Genomic DNA, 17,741 nt, shown 5'->3' with positions numbered 1-17,741 from the left:
CGGGAACGGCGCGAGAGGACAGCAGGAGCCGCGATGAACGCCCCCCTTCAATCCGCCAGGAATCCCGTCGATCCCGTAAAACTCGAAAAGCTCGCGGAGGTCGCCGTCAAGGTCGGCCTGCAGTTGCAGAGGGGCCAGGACCTCGTGGTGACAGCGCCGATCGCGGCGCTGCCGCTCGTCCGCCTCATCACCAAACACGCCTATGTTGCTGGCGCGGGCCTGGTGACGACGTTCTATTCCGATGAGGAGACCACTCTTGCCCGCTACGCCCATGCACCGGACGAGAGCTTTGATCGCGCAAGCGACTGGCTCTACGAAGGCATGGCCAAGGCCTATGCAGGCGGCGCCGCGCGGCTCGCCATTGCCGGCGACAACCCGATGATGCTTTCCGCTCAGGATCCGGCGAAGGTCGCCCGGGCGAACAAGGCGAACTCGATCGCCTACAAGCCGGCGCTCGAAAAAATCTCCAACTTCGACATCAACTGGAACATCGTCTCCTATCCGAACCCGTCCTGGGCGAAGCAGATGTTTCCGGATGATCCCGAGACGGTCGCCGTCGAGAAGCTTGCGAATGCCATCTTTGCCGCCTCCCGCGTCGACATCGACGACCCGATCGCCGCCTGGAAGGAGCACAACGCCAATCTCAGCAGGCGCTCCGCATGGCTGAACGGCGAGCGCTTCGCCGCGCTGCATTTCTCCGGCCCGGGTACCGACCTGACTGTCGGGCTTGCGGATGGCCACGAATGGCACGGCGGTGCCTCGACCGCCAAGAACGGCATCACCTGCAACCCGAACATCCCAACCGAAGAGGTGTTCACGACGCCGCATGCGCTCCGCGTCGAGGGACACGTCTCGAGCACCAAGCCGCTCTCCCACCAGGGTACGCTGATCGACGATATCCAGGTGCGCTTCGAAGGCGGCCGGATCGTCGAGGCCAAGGCCTCGCGCGGCGAAGAGGTGCTGAAGAAGGTTCTCGATACCGACGAGGGCGCGCGCCGGCTCGGCGAAGTGGCGCTGGTGCCGCATTCCTCGCCGATCTCTGCGAGCGGCATCCTCTTCTACAACACCCTCTTCGATGAAAATGCCTCCTGCCACATCGCGCTTGGCCAATGCTACTCGAAGTGCTTCCTCGATGGCGCCAACCTCAGCCAGGAACAGATCCGGGTGCAGGGCGGCAATTCGAGCCTGATCCACATCGACTGGATGATCGGCTCCGACAAGGTCGATATCGACGGCGTACGGGTGGATGGGAGCCGCGTGCCGGTCATGCGGAAGGGCGAGTGGGCCTGATCGGTCTTCCGCCCGGGCATCCGCCCCCTCATCCGCCTGCCGGCCAGCCCCTCATCCGGCCTACCGGCCACCTTCTCCCCGCTTGCGAGGAGAGGGGCAAATCCGCCCTACTCTTGCGATTCGTGCCGCATCCCACTACGCCCGGACGGGCGCTGCACGACGCCGCATCTGTGCCTGCTGACTCATCCAGACGCTCACGAACACGACGATGATCCCGAACACCTGCAGGGCCGTCAGTTGCTGATCGAGCACGCCCCAGCCAAGCAATATCGCCACGACCGGGCTCAGGAATCCGAGCGGCGAGACTTGGGACGGCTCCAGCCGTGACAGGCCGCGGAACCAGAGCAGGTAGGTGAATGCGGCGCCGATCAGGCCGAGATAGGCAAAACCCATGAAGTTTGCGGCGGTGAGCGGCGGCAAGGCCGGCTCGAAAATCAGCGCCACCGGCGCCAGCAGGAAGCCGCCGGCGGCCAGTTGCCAGGCGGTGAAGGTCAGCGGCGAGACGGGCGGTACCCAATGGCGGGTGAGCACCGTACCGAAGGCCATGGAGACGGCGCCCGCGAGGCCGGCTGCAACACCCACTCGGTCGAGAGTGGCTGCCGGCGTCAGCACCAGCAATGCCACGCCGACCATGCCCGCGACCCCAGCCACGATGCTCAAGACCCTGATCGGGGAGCCGAGAATGATCCGCGACAAGACGACGACGATCAGTGGCTGGATGGCGCCGACGGTCGCGGCGACGCCGCCGGGCAGGCGATAGGCGGAGACGAAGAGCATCGTCTGGAAGAACGAGAAGTTGAGCGCCCCCAACAGAAAGCTGCGCAGCCACCAGATGCCCTTTGGCATTTGCCGGACGAGGAGCAGCAGGAGCAACCCCGCCGGGAGAGCCCTCAGCATCGCGACGGTGATCGGGTAGCCGGGCGGCAGGAATTCCGTGGTGACGAGATAGGTGCTCCCCCAGATCGCCGGTGCTACGGCCGTCAGGCCGATGTCGAAGTTGCGTGTAGTCATGTCTTTGTCTCAAGTATCTTTATGTCAAGATATCTCCATTCTATCCGCAATTATCTTGACGTCAAGATATCTGCAGATTAGAGCGGACATGACGGCGCGGAACGGTTCGGCGCTGCCTCGCTGTGGCGGATCGATATGGAAGAGCCAAATAAGGACCACGTGGACAGGATCCTGGCGCAGTGGCGCCGGGAGCGGCCGGAGCTCGACGTTCAGGCGATGGGCCTTCTCGGGCGCCTGGGCCGGCTGAGGGCCCATATCGCCCGGCAGCAGGAAGCGGTCTTCGCCGAATACGAGCTGACATCGGCGAGCTTCGACGTGCTGGCCACGCTCCGGCGCTCCGGTCCCCCTTTTCAGCTTTCCCCCGGCGAATTGCTTGCGGCGACCATGGTCACCTCCGGCACGATGACCAATCGTATCGACCAGCTCGAGAAGGCCGGTCTCGTCGAGCGGCTCGACAATCCAGAAGACCGGCGCGGTGTGATCATCGCCCTGACGCCGGAGGGGAAAAAGCGCATCGACGCGGCGGTAACGGCCCATGTCGCCAACCAGCAACGCCTGGTCGCCAGCCTTGACCCAGAGGAGCGGAAAGCGCTCGACGCGATGCTCCGGAAATTCCTGGCGACGTTTGAATGAAATCACCTTGGAGCGAGATGCGGAAAACCGCGCACACTTATCCTCATCCTGCTCTAAGAGCGCCGTGCGTTCAAATGAACGCACAAAGCACGCTCTAGCACTTTGATTCTAGAGCATCTTATCCGCTTTCAGTGATTCCACTTGAAAGCGGGATGCTCTAGATCCGGCTCACCAAAGCGCCCACGCGTTCGAGATGGCGCTTGCGCTTCGCCTCTGTCGCCCGGTCCATGTCGTGAAGGCTGATCATGCGGAAGTCGAGACCCTTGCCGCAGAAGGCGGCGATGCCGCGCTTGAGCAGTCGCCCCACCGGATTGCCCATGTAAAGATGCACGACCCACCAAGGCGAACCCGTAGTGGTCAGCGCCCAGAATAGCTTGATGTTGCCGAGCCGCGGGACTATCCTCCCGCCCGCCGGATCATGATCGAAGGCGACGCCGGGTGCGAAGACGCGATCGAAGAAGCCCTTGAGGATCGCCGGAAAATTGAACCACCACTGCGGAAAGACGAGTACGAGTCCGTCGGCCGCCCGCAACCGGGCAATCCACGAGGCTGCCGCCGAGGAGTCGTAGCGATCGGAGAAATAGCTGCCGCGCTCTCTCGCACTCAGCCGCGGGTCGAAATCCTCGCGATAAAGATCGAGCAGATCGACCGTGTGCCCATTCGCTTCCAGCGTCTCTTTGGCTATCCGCGCGACGCTCGCCGCAAAGCTATCTTCGAGTGGATGAGCAAGCACCATCAGGATGCGCATCGTACCTCACTCAAAATAGGCTGCCCTGCTTGGGCGGCCCGGAAGCAGGCTCCGGCGACCGTGACGGACGCTTTTTCGGCTCTTGCGGCGAAGGGGGCGTGCCGCCCTCGCCCGCGATTGCCGATACACTGCCATCGGCGAATTCCAGCGAAAGCGCCATGCCGGGCGCGACCGCCGCCGCCTGTTTCACCGGCTGCCCTGCAGCATCGCGCACCAGCGCAAAGCCGCGCTTCAGGACGTTGCGATAGGATAGCGATTGCAGCACCCGGTCCTGCGCAGTGAGCACGCCCTTGAGCCTGCGTATCTCGCCGGCAATGGCAGCATCAGACCGTGCGCAAAGGCCTGCGACGCGATCAGAGGCGCGGTGGAGCTGTCCGATCAGCCGCGACGGCAGGGCGCGAAGCGAGGCGTCGGCGGCAGAGACGCGCGACTGGCCGCGGTGGACCTGACGCTCGACGATCCGCTCGGCACGGTTCATCGCCTCCGAGAGACGCCGCCGGCGGTCGCTGATCCGCGTCGTCAGCAGATCCGAGCGGAGATGCGCACCGATCCGCTCAAAGGCACGGCGCTTGTTGGCCGTATTCATTTGCAGGCCACGGCCAAGACCGGCCGACGCCTCGTCGAAACGGCGTCGCGGCAGAGCCAGCAGTTGATCGAGCGAAGGCAGGGCGCGGGAAAGCGCGCGCAGTTCCTGCCGGCGGTTGTCCATCTGCCGTGTCGCGGCCGCCTTCAGCCGTGCGGACAATGCGGACACCTCCGCCTCGAGGTCGGCCTTCACCGGCACTGCCATTTCGGCGGCGCCAGTCGGCGTCGGCGCCCGCTGGTCGGCGGCATAATCGATCAGGGTCCAGTCCGTCTCGTGGCCAACGGCCGAGATCAGCGGAATATGGGAAGCGGCCGCCGCACGCACGACGGCCTCGTCGTTGAAGCTCCAGAGGTCTTCGAGGCTGCCGCCGCCGCGCGCGACGATCAGCACGTCCGGCCGCGGAATCGGCCCGCCGGTCTCCAGCGCATTGAAGCCGCGTATCGCCGCTGCCACTTCTTCACCCGAACCGTCGCCCTGGACACGCACCGGCCAGACGACGACATGGACCGGGAAACGGTCGGATATGCGGTGGAGGATATCGCGGATGACGGCGCCGGTCGGCGAGGTCACCACGCCGACCACCCTGGGCATGAATGGCAGCGGCCGCTTGCGCCCGGCATCGAACAGACCCTCGGCGGCAAGCTTGCGCTTGCGCTCCTCGAGCAGCGCCATGAGCGCGCCGGCGCCCGCCGGCTCTAAAGATTCGATGACGATCTGGTATTTGGACGAGCCGGGGAAGGTCGTTACCTTGCCGGTGGCGATGACCTCCATCCCCTCTTCCGGGCGGAACTTCAGCCGCGAAAACGCGCTTTTCCAGATCACCGCGTCGATGCGGGCGCGATCATCCTTCAGCGAAAAATAGGCGTGGCCCGAGGAGTGCGGACCGCGATAGCCGGAAATCTCGCCGCGGACACGAACCTGGTCGAACGCCTGCTCGACGGTTCGCTTGATCGAACCGGAAAGCTCCGAAACCGAATATTCGGCGAGATTCGACGGCGCAGGGGAATCGAAGAACGAGTTCATGCGCCCTTTGTAACCGACAGCGCCGCGAAGATCAGCAGCCGCGCGCCCCTATCTACCGTTTTTCTGCGTGATGGCGGCTCATTCCGCGACTTGCGGTAGAAAATTCCCCTTGAGTCGGAAGAGTTTTACCCCCGTCTCCGCCGTAACCGGCAATGGTTCGAGGAAATCCGGTATTTCTCCCGCGGCGAGACGGCCATAAAACCCCTTGGGCTCCCTCTCGACGATCGTCCGCGTCTGCGGATCGTCCGCGCAGAAGGCCAAAACAGGCTCGCCCAGCGCCTTGAGCATCCCCGCTGCCTCACCCGGTGCTGCCAATCCGATTCTGAGCTCCGCCAGCATACCTTGCGGATTTCTGTGATAAGGCGCACTCAGTGCGCGGTGCGCCGTGAAGCGCAGGATCGAGGCGCCCATGTTGGAGGGGTCGACAACGAGGGTCGGCTTGATCTTCTGCAGATCCGCCATCGCCGCCGCCGAATAGCAACGCTCCGCCTTCTTCTGCCCATTGGCCGCGCCGCCTCCCATCTCCTTGGTGCCGTTAACCGTCAATTCACCCGCCAGCGCCCAGACGGCGGGGACGGAAGCGAGCACAGCCAAGGCATAGATGCCGGATGCGAACGGACCGCCACGCCCCTGCATCATCCTCGACCTTAGATCGACAAGCAGAAGCGAAATCGGCAGGATGGAAAGCAGATTGGAGAAGACGGCGGCGCGAACCTGCATCAGCGCGATGCCCCAATTGACGGCAACCACGGCCAGCAGGATGAGCGACAGGCCGGCGCGTTCGCCCCGCCAGATGCGCCAGAGGCAGAGCCCGGCGGCAAGGAGGCCCGCTGCGTAGAAACCGCCGAGGCTGCCCGAATCCTGCCCCGCGATGAACAGGAACGATCGTGCCTCGATAACACGGTCGAGCCACAGCTCGCGCAGGAGCGGATCGAGATCGGAAAGCGGATTTCGCAGGCACTCCGGCGCAATGCCGAGAAGCACGCCAGCGGCCACGACGCCGTTGCCGGCGAGGACTGCAAACCGCGCGGGTCGGGCAAGGCGGCTTGCCACCGCGGCCGCGACCGCAAGCAAGACGCCGCCCGTCATCGACAGAGCATAAAAAGCGATCGACAGGCTATCGCATGTAACGGTTCGATAGAGATCAGGCGACACGGTCAGAAAGAACGCGGCGCTCACGGTGGTCGCAAGAGCTGCACCGAAGGCGGCGGCCGCAGCGGCGAATACCTGCCCCTCGCACGCCCAGATGACAGCGACGACAAGGCATACCACGGCAACGAAGGGTGTCGTCTCGACGCCGATGGCGAGTGCCAGCGCCGCGGCGGCACCGGCGATCGCGAAGTTGATCACCCGATATCGCTGATCGACCACCATCGCCACCATTGTCGCCGCCAGGACGAGTTGGACATTGTGGTGGTCAATCGCTCCCGCCAGGAAGCGGTTACTGGTCGCGACGAAGATCGCGGTCAATCCGAGGCAGAAATGCATGCATTGTGGGCCGCCAATGCGCCTGCCCGCCAGCCCCATGACGGTAAGCAGCGGAAAGACCAGCAGGAACGGCCAGATCGCCAAGGCGATCATTTCGGCTCGCTCGGGACCTGCGATCGGCTCGAAGAGGGCGATGAGTGCGGCAAGCGGCAGGTCGATGAGACGCGACCAGTGCATCAACGTGCCGCCATCAAGGCCGAGCCTCGTCTGAGTGAGGTCGAACCAGCTTTGCCCGGCCAGCAGATCGCGAACCTGAACAAGCCGCATCGCGTCGTCGTTGTCGCGGCCGACATAGTCCTCGGCGTATAGCATCCTGACGAGGAAGAAAGCAATGACCGGCAGGCCGTAGGCGAAGACCATCCACGGCAAGCGCGACCAAAGCGGAGCGTGCCTTGCACCGGCGTGCTCATCCGACGCAATCAATGTCCCAACCGTCTCTGCCATCAGACTGTCCGCCCGCCGCCGGGATCACGGCCGCGACTGGACGCGATCCAAGAGCGCTGCGTGATCGGTCAATTGGATGCGAAGAACCGCGTCACGGCTTTCGCTTGAAATGCGCCGCAATCTTAGCGAGCGGCAATCAAGAAAGCGTAAAGCCGCAGCCGACACGCTTCCCGATCACGCAGCAAAGTCCCGGCAGGCATAGCGTCTTGTTAACCGCACCGCGTGTAGGATCGCCTGAGTTCCCGCCACCGGAGCAGCGATCCATGTCCGATCAGCTAGACATCGCCGTCCTCCTGCCTTGCTACAATGAGGCATCGACGATCGGTCAGGTGGTGCGCGGCTTCAGGGCGGCGCTGCCGTCCGCGCGCATCTATGTCTACGACAACAATTCGGTCGACGGCACGCCGCTGCAGGCGATGCTCGCCGGAGCCACGGTCGTGCGCGAGCGCCGTCAGGGAAAGGGCCATGTCGTCCGGCGCATGTTCGCCGACGTCGACGCGGACATCTATGTGATGGCCGATGGGGACGGCACCTACTCTCCTGCGGATGCCGAAGACCTCATCCGCACGCTTCTGACCGAGCAGGCCGATATGGTGGTCGGGACCCGCAGGGATATCAGGGTCGAAGCGGGACGCCAGGGTCACGCCTTCGGCAACCATATCTTCAATTTTCTTTACCGTTCGATCTTCGGTACCGATTTCAGCGATGTCTTCTCGGGCTACCGGGCGTTTTCGCGCCGCTTCGTGAAGAGTTTTCCCGCCGTCTCCAATGGATTCGAAATCGAGACGGAAATGTCCGTGCACGCATCCCGGCTCAAGCTGCCCGTCAGCGAACTCGAACTCGACTATGGCCGGAGACCGGAGGGTTCGCATTCGAAACTTTCGACCTTCAGGGATGGCGCCAGGATTCTCTGGATGTTCGCCATGCTGATGAAGGAGACGCGGCCCTTCGCGTTTTTCGGCCTGATCAGCGCGGCGTTCATGGGTGCGAGCCTCATCTTCATGGCGCCAGTGCTCATCGTATATTTCGAAACCGGCCTCGTGCCGCGCATGCCGACCTGGGTGCTTTCGATGGCGCTCATGCTGGTGGCGATCATGCTTTTCACCGCCGGCCTCATTCTCGACTCCGTTTCGCGCGCTCGAACGGAGCAGTTGCGGATCCACTACATGACAATCGCCCGGCAAAGACCGCGCCGCGATGAAAAATCGCCTCCTGCCTCCCTGCCGAAGCCGCAGGTCAGGAAAGCCTGAGACCTAACTCTTTGAACTTACGCAATTCCGGGCGGAAAACCGCTAGGCACTTTTCCTGGAATTGCTCGAGGGACACTGCCGATGAACCGGGAAACGACAAACCGCATACGCTTCGTCATCGAGGACGTCATCCCGCCCATCCTGCGCGACTCGCGCCTGTTTAAGGGGATGGCGAGCCTTGCCTGGGGGGACCATATCTCCCATCTCGCGCGCTTTCGCGAAAGGGCGCCATTCCTCTCGGCCGTGGAGTACGAGCAGCTCTACCGGCAGCATCCGCGCGTGCATGAAGGAACCGATAACTCCGAGGCCTGCATCCGCAAGATCACGGCCGGGATCCGCGGCACCAGCGTCTGCGACGTCGGCTGCGGCACGGGCGCGCTTCTCAAGCGGATCAGAAGCGCCAACCCGACTCTGGAACGGCTCGCCGGCGTCGATTTCGCCATCGACGATGCCTCGGCGATCGACGGTGTCGAATATGTTGCCGCCAAGATCGAGGAACTGCCGTTTTCGGACGGAGAATTCGACACGGTCGTCTGCACCCATGTGATCGAACATATTCTCGACTATCGCCGGGCGATATCCGAGCTCCGGCGTATCGCTCGGCAGCGCGTGATCATCGTCGTGCCGCGCGAGCGGGAATACCGCTACACCTTCAACCCGCATTTCAACTTCTTCCCCTACACGCATTCTTTCCTGCGGGCGATGCATCCGGTACCGGAACGCCATGAGTGCGTCGACATCGGGCGCGACATTTTCTATCGCGAAGATAAGTGATGAGGCTCAACGGATGACGGCTTTCAATCTCGCGCCGGCCGTCTGGTTCGGGCTGATCTTCACGCCGATCCTGATTTCGACCGGGCAGATCCTGTTCAAGCTGACCAGCGCCAGAACGGGCGGCTTCGACATCCGCGGCCTTGCGGCGCTAATGTCCAATCCAATGCTGCTCACGGCGCTGGCCCTCTATGGCCTCGGTACGATCATCTGGATCTTCACCTTAAGGTCCGTGCCGCTGACGCTTGCCTACTCCTTCATGGCGCTGACATTCTGCTTCGTACCGCTGTTTGCGGCCGTTTTTCTCGGCGAGGCGCTCACCGTTCGCTATGCCGCCGGCGCCGCCCTGATCATAGGCGGCATGATCGTCATAAACTCCTGAACCGAGCTCGTCCTGGCTTCTCACAAATATCAATCCGGTTGCTCGAAGAAGCGCCGCGTCGCGTCGTCAGCCGGAAAGAAGGATTCGATCAAGACACCCTCAACCAGTGCGTCCTGAGTGGAACCAAAGGTCGAAAGCGTCGTGATGAAACGCAGTTCGGCAGCACCGACGCGCAGTTCAACCGGCAGCACCGGCAGCCGGTCGGTCTCGGGATAGTTGTCGATTGCCCGCGCGACCGCAGGATCGGCGACGAGCCGATCAAGCCGTCTTTGCAAGGGACTTCGCGGCCCCTGCAGCCAAGCCTCCATGCGCACTCTCTGGACAAGGTCCGCGGCGGCCGTCTCCCAGTTTATGACGAGCGCACGGATGCTCTCCGATCCGAGAAAGGCGTCGAGGAAGTTCTGACCGGGGTTGATAGGAATATTGGTGGCTTCCGCAAGCGCGGCAAAGGCGGGAGTCGTGAGCAGCACGGTATATTCGTGGTCAAAGACGAGACCGGGATAGGGAGCATGGCGATCGAGCATCAGCCTAATTGCGCTTGCTACGGCGGCAGGCATGGCGTCGAGCCCACGAGCGGGACGCGTCGTCATCCGCGGCCGGTAGCCTGCTGCGGTGAAGAGCGAGCCCTGATCCCGAGCCGGAATATCGAGCACCGATGCCAGCCGCAGGATCATCCCCTCGGACGGTTTCGAGCGGCCGTTTTCCAGGAATGAAAGGTGGCGTGCCGAAATTCCTGCCGCGACCGCTAGATCGAGCTGGCTCATGCGGCGATGCCCGCGCCATTCCTTCAGGTGACGGCCGAATTCCATGGATGTCTTTCCTCCGTGCGCCGGGAGATTGGCCCGACGGAAGTGCAAAATCCATTACCTCTGAGGTAATCGGCTTGATGATCGCCTGCCGCAACTCCCAGCAGAAGGCCCGCTCAAGGCGTGCCATCATTCGTCGGCTAATGTGTTGGATTTAGACCGTCTCCCAACCGTCCTTTTCGCTTGCCCGGTAGATGGCGTCGATAAGTTTCTGGTTGAGGCGCGAGTTCTCGAGCGTCACCACTTCCTCCTGTTCGCCGGTTGCTGCGCGCGAGAAGGCCTCGGCCTCGAGCTTGTACTGGCGCGCATCCTGGAAGCGGAAGAGTTGCGACTGGCCGTGGTTTTGGTTGGTCAGTTCCACCTCCTCGCGGCCGTAGCGGTCGGCATTGAAGGGCGACTTCACCTCGATGTAGCCCTTGTCGCCGTGGAAAACCATGACCTGACGGGCAGCAAGCTGGGTCGAAATGTAGAAGCTCAGCTCGAAATCGCCGAAATCGGCGCGCACGCTCGAATAGATGTCGGTGCCGAATTCCGGATCGCGGTCGGTATTGGCCTGGACGCGAACGGGTTCCTTGCCGGTCACGAAACGGGTCGTGATCGTCGGATAGACGCCGATATCCGGCAGGCCGCCGCCGCCGAGTTCCGGGACGTTGCGCATGTTGGCGGGATCGCGATTGTAATAGGTGAAGGCGCCTTGGACATGCCTGAGCTTGCCGATCGCCCCTTCCGCAAGCAGCGAGCGCACCTTCCGCCACACGGGGCTGTAGGTCACCATGAAGGCTTCCGAAACCAGAACCTTGTTGCGGTCGCGCGCCGCGATCAGCGCGTCGATCTCCTCCGCCTTGAGCGCGATTGGCTTTTCGCAGAGCACGTGCTTGCCGGCATCGGCGGCCTTGATGGTCCATTCCACGTGCTGCGAGGTCGGCAGCGGAATGTAGACGGCATCGATCACATCGGATGCCAGCATTTCCTCGTAGGATCCAAACGCATGCGGCACCGAGAAGCGGTCGGCCATCGCCCTCGCCTTGGCGAGATCGCGACTGGCGATTGCCGAGACCACGCAGTTTTCCGCATCCTGAATGGCAGGCACGACGAGTTCGCGGCCAATCTTGGCCGTCGACAGAATTCCGAAACGCAGCATGGTTAGACTCCTTCCCTGGCTGCGCCGACACTAGCTCCGAGGTACGTACCTAGCAACTGTGCGGCACGCAGAAAAACGTCGGCTAGCAGGTGTCATTCTGCGCAATGGTGGCCTATCTTTTGAGCCCGCAATCCTCCCGATCGCAAACTTGTTTTCATCCAACCTTGTGGAGCGAAACCATGGAAAAGCGCAGACTTGGCCGAACCGGCCTCTCGATCGCGCCGCTCGTTTTCGGCGGCAACGTCTTCGGCTGGACCGCAGATGAGAAGACATCCTTCGCCCTGCTCGACGGCTTTTTCGACGCCGGCTTCAACGCCGTCGATACGGCGGACGTCTATTCCTCATGGGTGCCCGGAAACAAGGGCGGAGAATCCGAAACGATTATCGGCAAGTGGCTGAAGCGGTCGGGCCGTGCGCGCGATGAGGCGGTCATCGTCACCAAGGTCGGGTCGGAGCTGGGGCCGGACCGCAAGGGCCTGTCGCGACGCTGGATCATGCAGGCGGTCGAGGATTCGCTGCGCCGTCTGCAGACAGACCATATTGATCTCTACCTGTCGCATTGGCCGGATCCGGAGACACCCTATGAGGAAACGCTTGCCGCCTACGATGCGCTTCTCGCCGAGGGCAAGGTCCGCGCCATCGGCGCATCGAACCTCGATGCGACGCAGTTGCGCGACGCCCTCGACGTCTCGGCAATGGAGGGGCTGCCACGCTACGCCGTGCTGCAACCGGAATACAATCTCTATGACCGGGCGTCCTTTGACGGCCCCTTGCGAGAACTCTGCATCGCCGAGGAAATCGGTGTCATCACCTATTTCAGCCTGGCGAGGGGATTCCTTTCCGGCAAATACCGTTCGCACATCGACCTCGAGGGTTCCGCCCGCGGCGGCGGCGTCGAGAAATACCTCGACGGGCGCGGCATGCGCATCCTCGGCGTCCTGGATGAAATCGCCGAGGAAACCGGGGCGAAACAGGCGGAAATCGCGCTTGCCTGGATCATCGCCCGCAAAGGTGTGACCGCGCCGATCGCCAGCGCAACCAATCTCGATCAACTGGCGAGCCTCGTGAGGTCTGCGGAACTCAAGCTTTCCGACGAGGCGATCGGCAGGCTGAACGACGTGAGCGAGTAGCGGAAGGCGCAAAACCCCTCCCCACAAGGGGGAGCGGCTGCCCGGGGGCAGCGTTCGCATTTGGTCTTGACCGTTGGCCCTTGTTGAGCTGTTGGGCAGAATTATGAGCTCACCGTCACAAGCGATGGAAAGCCCGCATAATGCTGGGCGTGGCTGCCCTCGTGATTGGCCATGCCCGGTTTCGTCAAAAGCCCGCGCGGTTCGGCATAGCTTCTGATGGTGCGGCGCGGCCTCTCGTGCCACTGGATGTTGAAGGCCCAGAGTTTTGGAAAGAAGCAGAGCGAGGCATAAGGCAGGTGGTCGTGGATCCACCAGGCAAGGCTCTGCCAGCCGCCGTCCTCACGCTCACGATCCCAGACCCAGGGAATGACGATGCAGGCGGTTGCGCCCATGCATCCGTCGGCATCGCGCATATCCCATATGTGGTCGGCCGCCGTCGCCGCATTGGTGGAGCAGTTGAGCTTGTTGGCGTTACCGAAAGCGTTGACCGCACGATTGCGATAGGCCGAGCGGATGTGGAGGCGACCGAAGGTCGCCTGCAGCGGTTCAAGCAGTTCTTCACACAGCCTGCTGCCCGCCTCGATGGCGAGGTCCGGATCGTCCGGAATGTTCGGAATGCGATAGAAATCGGCAATCTCGGAATGCAGGAAGTCCCGAAGGAAGAAGTTCTGCGAGAGCCGGGCGCGACCGAGGTCCTCGAGCGATTTCATCGATCCGGGTTTCTTCATGCTCCGACCTCCCTACAGCGCCGCGCGTCCAACCGGACGCGCAAAGGATGCTGTTGCGCTCTGATTGCTGCGAGACCGCACTGTGACCATGCGCTCGGTGATTGCAAGATCAGGTCCGGTTGATCGAGACGCCGCCGTCGACGAGCAGCGCCGCTCCCGTGACAAAGCTCGCGGCGTCGGAGGCGAGATAGAGCGCGGCTTCGGCGATCTCCTCGGGGCGCGCCAACCGCTTCAGCGCATGCAGGCTCTCGATGAAGCCTCGTGTTTCCGGGCTAGCGCCCGGCAGGTTCGCGTGGTTGGACGGCGTATCGGTCCCGCCCGGCAGCAGCGCGTTGACGCGCACGCCCCGCGTTCCGAATTCGACCGCCAGCGATTGTGTGAGGCCAACAAGGCCGGCCTTGCTCGCCGCATAGGCGGTGGTGCCGGGAAAGCCGGCGGTGTGTCCGACGAAACTCGCCGTGAAGACGAGCGAGCCGCCGCCACGGGCCACCATCGCCGGTAGCTGATGCTTGGCTGCCAGGAAAGCGCTCGTCAGATTGATGTCGAGCGTTTCCCGCCAGTCGTCGATGGAAAGCGATGGGAGTTCGCCCATCGCGCCCACCGTCCCGGCATTGTTGAAGGCGATATCCAACCCGCCGAAGCGGCGGATCGCCAGAGCGACCAGCGCCTCGTTCAGTGCCTCGTCACGGATTTCGCCGGCAAGGAAGGCGGCCTCACCGCCCTCGCCCTCGATTTCCCGCGCAAGCAGCGTGAGTTCGCGCTCGCGCCGCGCAGTGACGACGAGCTTTGCGCCCTCGCGAGCAAAAAGCACGGCGGCGGCGCGGCCGATACCCGAACTTGCCCCGGTTACGATCGCGATCTTTCCTTCAAGTCTTGGCATCACGGATTCCTTTCTCGATAGCGACGAAGGAGTCGCAGATCCGGCGCGAGGCGGCCACCCGATTCCCGAGGCCGCGAGAGCGCCGGTTTCACCGGATAGTCGACGTGAGGAACGCATCTACGCAGTGCCCGGAACAAACGCGGTCCGACAGGATCGCGGGGGGGTTACCGCAAAGCCCGCAACGACACCGGCGAACAGGAAGGCTGCATGATCGTTGGCGGCCGGCGCTACTGCATGTTTCCTTAAATCGTAGCCGATTTAAGGATCAAAACATGCAGCAAAGTACTACAGCGTCTTTTGCGCGTCTCATAACACGCGCGGCGCTGTAGACGCCGGTCGCCGTCACTCCACATGCCGGAAGAAATCGATGAAGGCTCTCAGCGCCGGGCGCATCTGGCGACGACTGGGATAATAGAGATAAGGCCCGGCATAGGGGGCGCACCAATCTTCGAGCACACGCTCCAGTCTGCCCGCGACTACGTATTCTGCCACCCGCGTTTCGAAGAGATAAGCGAGGCCGGCTCCGCCGAGCGCCGCCTTGATGATCGGGCGGTCCTCGCCGAGGATCAAAGGGCCCGCCACCGACACGGTTACCTCCTCGCCTTCCTTCTCGAATTCCCAACGATAGAGCGTGCCGTTCGAAAAGCGCCGGCGAATACAGCGATGCCCGGCGAGATCGCGCGGGTGGGAGGGCCTTCCGTGACGTTCGAAATAGGAAGGCGCCGCAACCACGGCGCTCGTCAGGTCCGGACCGACCTTCACCGCGATCATGTCGGCTTCCAGGCTTTCGCCGAGCCTGATGCCCGCGTCATAGCCCTGTTCGACGATGTCGGTGAAGCCGTCCTCGTTGGCGATCTCGAGAACGATATCGGGATAGCGATTGAGAAAGGCGCCGAGACGAGGCGCAAGGATGAGATCGGCGGCGAAGCGCGGCGCGGTAATGCGCAGGTTTCCTGCCGCGCGCTCGCGTGCCTCGGCCGCAGCCTCCAGCGCATGGGCGATTTCGTCGAGTGCCGGGCGCAGCCGTTCCAGAAGCCGCCGCCCCTCTTCCGTCGGCGCGACGCTGCGGGTGGTGCGGGAGAGCAGGCGGACGCCGAGGCTCGCCTCGAGGCTGCCGACGGCATGGCTGACGGCGGATGGAGCGACACCGAGTTCCTTTGCCGCGCCGCGGAAACTGCCATGCGCGGCGACAGCGGACAGAACGGCGAGTTGGGAAAGCTGGGTGCGGTTCATTGGTCGAAATAATAGAACAACCCGTGAGAATTGACAGAGATTTTCAACTATCGACGACCGCCCTATCTTCGCCTCGACATCTGGCGTCGGCGCTGGATGAAGAGACCACTCTGCGAACGCATCCATCGGCCCGAACCGCCCGCCTACGCGGCGTACCTTGAATGCGCGCTCCCCATGTTGCAGCCTGAAAGGACCTCCCATGAAAACCCGCAAGCTCGGAAATCAACTGACCGTCTCTACCATCGGCCTCGGCTGCATGGGCATGAGCTTCGCCTATGGCGAGGCTGACGAGCAAGAATCGATCCGCACGCTCCATCGCGCCGTCGAACTCGGCGTGACCTTCTTCGACACGGCCGAAGTTTATGGCCCCTATGAAAACGAGAAGCTGCTCGGCAAGGCATTGAAGGACCGGCGCGACCGGGTGACAATCGCGACGAAGTTCGGCTTTCGCATCGAGCCGGGCAAACCGGCGGCCGAAGCGATCAAGGGTGTCGACGGGCGGCCGGAAAATGCGAGAGCCGTCGCCGAAGCCTCGTTGAAGCGGCTCGGAACCGATGTCATCGATCTCTATTATCAGCACCGCGTCGACCCGAACGTACCGATCGAGGAAACGGTCGGCGCGATGGCGGAACTCGTGAAGGAGGGCAAGGTGCGCGCGCTTGGCCTTTCGGAGGCGAGTGCCGCCACCATTCGCCGCGCCCATGCGGTGCACCCGATCGCGGCGGTGCAGAGCGAATATTCGCTGTGGTCGCGCGACCCGGAAGAGGAGGTGCTCGCCACCTGCCGCGAACTCGGCATCGGCTTCGTACCCTATAGCCCGCTGGGGCGCGGCATGCTGACCGGCACGATCGCCAAGGTCGATGATCTCGCCGCCGACGATTTCCGCCGATCGCTGCCGCGCTTCCAGGCAGAAAACCTGAGCGCAAACGCGGCCCTGGTCTCGACGCTCGAAACGCTGGCTGCGCAAAGAGGCATCACCGCCGCCCAGCTTGCGCTCTCCTGGGTGATCAACCAGGGTGACTTCATCGTGCCGATTCCGGGAGCCCGCAGGATCCGGCATCTGGAGGAGAACGTTGCCGCCGCGGATATCGTGCTTTCCGACGCCGAGCTGGCGAAACTCGCCGAGATCCTGTCGCCGGCCCTTGTCGCCGGCCAGCGCTACCCCGAGGCGTCGTTGGCGCTGACGAACCGGTAGACGCATTCACCTCCGGACATTCCGGCATGCGGTAGGCATCGCATTTCGTCTGCGATGCCCTACCTATAGTGCAGTCGGCCCCCAATGGAGGAGGATAAGGAATGTCCGAAGAGCAGGCGATCAGCGCAGTGGTCCATCTCTACGTCGACGGCATGGCCTTCGCCAACGAGGCGGCGCTGCGCAAGGCCTTCCACCCGAACGCCTCGATCGTCGGTAATTATGAGGGGGCCATCGAGTGGCTGACCCGCGACGCCTTCATAGCAGCGATCCTGAAGGAAGGCTCGGCACCGCCGGAAACACAGCCGCTCATGGACGTGGAAATGATCCAAATCACCGGTGACGCGGCGAGCGTGAAGGTCGTCGATGAATTCGCCGGCTCACGCTATACGGATTACCTCTCGCTGCTGAAAGTCGACGGGCGGTGGCTGATCGTCAACAAGGTCTGGCACGTCCATTCATGAGTGCTGGCGCGGACGAGCCAATGTCGGCCGCTGGAATCGTGATCGGGATCGATCACGTGCAACTCGCGATGCCGGAGGGCGGCGAAGGCGAAGCGCGGCGTTTCTATTCCGGCCTTCTCGGCATTCCTGAGGTGCCGAAACCATCCAACCTTGCCGCGCGCGGCGGCTGCTGGTTCGAGCGTCCCGGACTCAAAGTCCACCTCGGTGTCGAGAAGGACTTCTCACCCGCCGGCAAGGCGCACCCCGCCTTCATCGTCGATGATCTATTCGCGTTGATCGCGCGCCTTGAGGCGGCTGGATTTCAAGTAACGGAGGACGAGTTGCTTGCGGGATTCGTCCGCCGGTATGTCCGCGACCCGTTCGGCAATCGGATTGAGTTGATGCAGCCCTTAGACTGATCGCTTCCGACGGGCCGATCGTTAGGCGACGCGCCTTGCCCCTCACCCTGGCCCTCTCCCCGCTTGCGGCGAGAGGGGACTGAGTGGGCGCCACCAGTCCCCTTCGCCCCGTCAAAACGGGGAGAAAGTGGCCGGCACGCCGG

At 63.1% G+C, this 17,741-nt stretch carries 18 protein-coding genes; 9 read left to right on the top strand and 9 right to left on the bottom strand.

Annotated features, from left to right (window positions below):
• Positions 1-33: 33 nt before the first annotated feature.
• A complete protein-coding gene (locus GHK62_RS29690; protein ID WP_153442522.1) occupies positions 34-1,290 on the top strand; it encodes an aminopeptidase in 1,257 nt (418 codons plus the stop codon).
• A gap of 135 nt (positions 1,291-1,425) precedes the next feature.
• On the opposite strand, the gene GHK62_RS29685 is transcribed toward GHK62_RS29690, so the two are convergent.
• Positions 1,426-2,301, bottom strand: a complete 876-nt coding sequence (locus GHK62_RS29685) for an EamA family transporter (RefSeq protein ID WP_153442521.1) — start codon at positions 2,299-2,301, stop codon at positions 1,426-1,428.
• Between the two features lie 135 nt (positions 2,302-2,436).
• Between GHK62_RS29685 and GHK62_RS29680 the strand changes: the two genes are divergently transcribed.
• Positions 2,437-2,934 (top strand): MarR family winged helix-turn-helix transcriptional regulator, encoded by a 498-nt coding sequence (locus tag GHK62_RS29680; protein ID WP_153442520.1) that lies wholly within the window; start codon positions 2,437-2,439, stop codon positions 2,932-2,934.
• A 157-nt stretch (positions 2,935-3,091) separates the two neighbouring features.
• On the opposite strand, the gene GHK62_RS29675 is transcribed toward GHK62_RS29680, so the two are convergent.
• The 3 genes from GHK62_RS29675 to GHK62_RS29665 form a co-directional block, all read right to left on the bottom strand.
• Positions 3,092-3,682, bottom strand: coding sequence for an NAD(P)H-dependent oxidoreductase (locus GHK62_RS29675; protein ID WP_153442519.1), 591 nt, complete (start codon positions 3,680-3,682; stop codon positions 3,092-3,094).
• Positions 3,683-3,692: 10 nt separating this feature from the next.
• On the bottom strand, positions 3,693-5,291 hold the full coding sequence (gene xseA, locus GHK62_RS29670; RefSeq protein WP_153442518.1) for an exodeoxyribonuclease VII large subunit: 1,599 nt from the start codon (positions 5,289-5,291) through the stop codon (positions 3,693-3,695).
• A 78-nt stretch (positions 5,292-5,369) separates the two neighbouring features.
• The gene (locus tag GHK62_RS29665) at positions 5,370-7,223 is read right to left on the bottom strand and encodes a hypothetical protein (RefSeq protein WP_234887095.1); all 1,854 of its coding nucleotides are present in this window, start codon (positions 7,221-7,223) and stop codon (positions 5,370-5,372) included.
• Between the two features lie 263 nt (positions 7,224-7,486).
• Here GHK62_RS29665 and GHK62_RS29660 point away from each other — a divergent pair, with 263 nt between their 5' ends.
• The 3 genes from GHK62_RS29660 to GHK62_RS29650 all read left to right on the top strand — a co-directional run bounded on the left by GHK62_RS29660 (position 7,487) and on the right by GHK62_RS29650 (position 9,626).
• Entirely contained in the window at positions 7,487-8,473 is a 987-nt protein-coding gene (locus GHK62_RS29660) for a glycosyltransferase (protein WP_153442517.1), read from the top strand.
• 81 nt (positions 8,474-8,554) lie between these two features.
• Positions 8,555-9,247 (top strand): class I SAM-dependent methyltransferase, encoded by a 693-nt coding sequence (locus tag GHK62_RS29655; RefSeq protein ID WP_153442516.1) that lies wholly within the window; start codon positions 8,555-8,557, stop codon positions 9,245-9,247.
• A 13-nt stretch (positions 9,248-9,260) separates the two neighbouring features.
• Positions 9,261-9,626 (top strand): DMT family transporter, encoded by a 366-nt coding sequence (locus GHK62_RS29650; RefSeq protein WP_153442515.1) that lies wholly within the window; start codon positions 9,261-9,263, stop codon positions 9,624-9,626.
• A gap of 29 nt (positions 9,627-9,655) precedes the next feature.
• Here the strand turns inward: GHK62_RS29650 and GHK62_RS29645 are convergent, their stop codons facing one another.
• Both GHK62_RS29645 and GHK62_RS29640 read right to left on the bottom strand, forming a co-directional pair.
• Entirely contained in the window at positions 9,656-10,435 is a 780-nt protein-coding gene (locus GHK62_RS29645) for a helix-turn-helix domain-containing protein (RefSeq protein WP_153442514.1), read from the bottom strand.
• Between the two features lie 151 nt (positions 10,436-10,586).
• The gene (locus GHK62_RS29640) at positions 10,587-11,573 is read right to left on the bottom strand and encodes a Gfo/Idh/MocA family protein (RefSeq protein WP_153442513.1); all 987 of its coding nucleotides are present in this window, start codon (positions 11,571-11,573) and stop codon (positions 10,587-10,589) included.
• A gap of 179 nt (positions 11,574-11,752) precedes the next feature.
• On the opposite strand from GHK62_RS29640, the gene GHK62_RS29635 reads away from it, so the two are divergent.
• The gene (locus GHK62_RS29635; protein ID WP_153442512.1) at positions 11,753-12,703 is read left to right on the top strand and encodes an aldo/keto reductase; all 951 of its coding nucleotides are present in this window, start codon (positions 11,753-11,755) and stop codon (positions 12,701-12,703) included.
• A 101-nt stretch (positions 12,704-12,804) separates the two neighbouring features.
• Here GHK62_RS29635 and GHK62_RS29630 read toward each other — a convergent pair whose 3' ends face one another.
• The 3 genes from GHK62_RS29630 to GHK62_RS29620 form a co-directional block, all read right to left on the bottom strand.
• Positions 12,805-13,431 carry a hypothetical protein gene (locus tag GHK62_RS29630; RefSeq protein ID WP_153442511.1) on the bottom strand — a complete coding sequence of 209 codons (627 nt, stop codon included), beginning with the start codon at positions 13,429-13,431 and terminating at the stop codon, positions 12,805-12,807.
• 109 nt (positions 13,432-13,540) lie between these two features.
• Positions 13,541-14,311 (bottom strand): SDR family oxidoreductase, encoded by a 771-nt coding sequence (locus tag GHK62_RS29625; RefSeq protein WP_153442510.1) that lies wholly within the window; start codon positions 14,309-14,311, stop codon positions 13,541-13,543.
• 342 nt (positions 14,312-14,653) lie between these two features.
• Positions 14,654-15,544 carry a LysR family transcriptional regulator gene (locus GHK62_RS29620; RefSeq protein ID WP_153442509.1) on the bottom strand — a complete coding sequence of 297 codons (891 nt, stop codon included), beginning with the start codon at positions 15,542-15,544 and terminating at the stop codon, positions 14,654-14,656.
• A 199-nt stretch (positions 15,545-15,743) separates the two neighbouring features.
• Here GHK62_RS29620 and GHK62_RS29615 point away from each other — a divergent pair, with 199 nt between their 5' ends.
• From GHK62_RS29615 to GHK62_RS29605, 3 genes are all read left to right on the top strand, one after another.
• Complete coding sequence (locus GHK62_RS29615; RefSeq protein ID WP_153442508.1) at positions 15,744-16,739, top strand: aldo/keto reductase; 996 nt, start codon at positions 15,744-15,746, stop codon at positions 16,737-16,739.
• A 101-nt stretch (positions 16,740-16,840) separates the two neighbouring features.
• Positions 16,841-17,200 (top strand): nuclear transport factor 2 family protein, encoded by a 360-nt coding sequence (locus tag GHK62_RS29610; protein WP_153442507.1) that lies wholly within the window; start codon positions 16,841-16,843, stop codon positions 17,198-17,200.
• 20 nt (positions 17,201-17,220) lie between these two features.
• Complete coding sequence (locus GHK62_RS29605) at positions 17,221-17,598, top strand: VOC family protein (RefSeq protein ID WP_153442506.1); 378 nt, start codon at positions 17,221-17,223, stop codon at positions 17,596-17,598.
• The last annotated feature ends 143 nt before the right edge of the window (positions 17,599-17,741 follow it).

The organism is Sinorhizobium terangae (genome assembly GCF_009601505.1).
GTDB lineage: Bacteria > Pseudomonadota > Alphaproteobacteria > Rhizobiales > Rhizobiaceae > Sinorhizobium > Sinorhizobium terangae.
This window is presented reverse-complemented; position numbering and strand designations above follow the sequence as displayed.

Coding starts and splice junctions, on each gene's coding strand:
- GHK62_RS29635 (WP_153442512.1), top strand. CDS start 11,753: ATGGAAAAGCGCAGACTTGGCCGAACCGGCCTCTCGATCGCGCCGCTC.
- GHK62_RS29650 (WP_153442515.1), top strand. CDS start 9,261: ATGACGGCTTTCAATCTCGCGCCGGCCGTCTGGTTCGGGCTGATCTTC.
- GHK62_RS29685 (WP_153442521.1), bottom strand. CDS start 2,301: ATGACTACACGCAACTTCGACATCGGCCTGACGGCCGTAGCACCGGCG.
- GHK62_RS29605 (WP_153442506.1), top strand. CDS start 17,221: ATGTCGGCCGCTGGAATCGTGATCGGGATCGATCACGTGCAACTCGCG.
- xseA (WP_153442518.1), bottom strand. CDS start 5,291: ATGAACTCGTTCTTCGATTCCCCTGCGCCGTCGAATCTCGCCGAATAT.
- GHK62_RS29665 (WP_234887095.1), bottom strand. CDS start 7,223: ATGGCAGAGACGGTTGGGACATTGATTGCGTCGGATGAGCACGCCGGT.
- GHK62_RS29655 (WP_153442516.1), top strand. CDS start 8,555: ATGAACCGGGAAACGACAAACCGCATACGCTTCGTCATCGAGGACGTC.
- GHK62_RS29660 (WP_153442517.1), top strand. CDS start 7,487: ATGTCCGATCAGCTAGACATCGCCGTCCTCCTGCCTTGCTACAATGAG.
- GHK62_RS29640 (WP_153442513.1), bottom strand. CDS start 11,573: ATGCTGCGTTTCGGAATTCTGTCGACGGCCAAGATTGGCCGCGAACTC.
- GHK62_RS29690 (WP_153442522.1), top strand. CDS start 34: ATGAACGCCCCCCTTCAATCCGCCAGGAATCCCGTCGATCCCGTAAAA.
- GHK62_RS29625 (WP_153442510.1), bottom strand. CDS start 14,311: ATGCCAAGACTTGAAGGAAAGATCGCGATCGTAACCGGGGCAAGTTCG.
- GHK62_RS29645 (WP_153442514.1), bottom strand. CDS start 10,435: ATGGAATTCGGCCGTCACCTGAAGGAATGGCGCGGGCATCGCCGCATG.
- GHK62_RS29610 (WP_153442507.1), top strand. CDS start 16,841: ATGTCCGAAGAGCAGGCGATCAGCGCAGTGGTCCATCTCTACGTCGAC.
- GHK62_RS29620 (WP_153442509.1), bottom strand. CDS start 15,544: ATGAACCGCACCCAGCTTTCCCAACTCGCCGTTCTGTCCGCTGTCGCC.
- GHK62_RS29615 (WP_153442508.1), top strand. CDS start 15,744: ATGAAAACCCGCAAGCTCGGAAATCAACTGACCGTCTCTACCATCGGC.
- GHK62_RS29680 (WP_153442520.1), top strand. CDS start 2,437: ATGGAAGAGCCAAATAAGGACCACGTGGACAGGATCCTGGCGCAGTGG.
- GHK62_RS29630 (WP_153442511.1), bottom strand. CDS start 13,431: ATGAAGAAACCCGGATCGATGAAATCGCTCGAGGACCTCGGTCGCGCC.
- GHK62_RS29675 (WP_153442519.1), bottom strand. CDS start 3,682: ATGCGCATCCTGATGGTGCTTGCTCATCCACTCGAAGATAGCTTTGCG.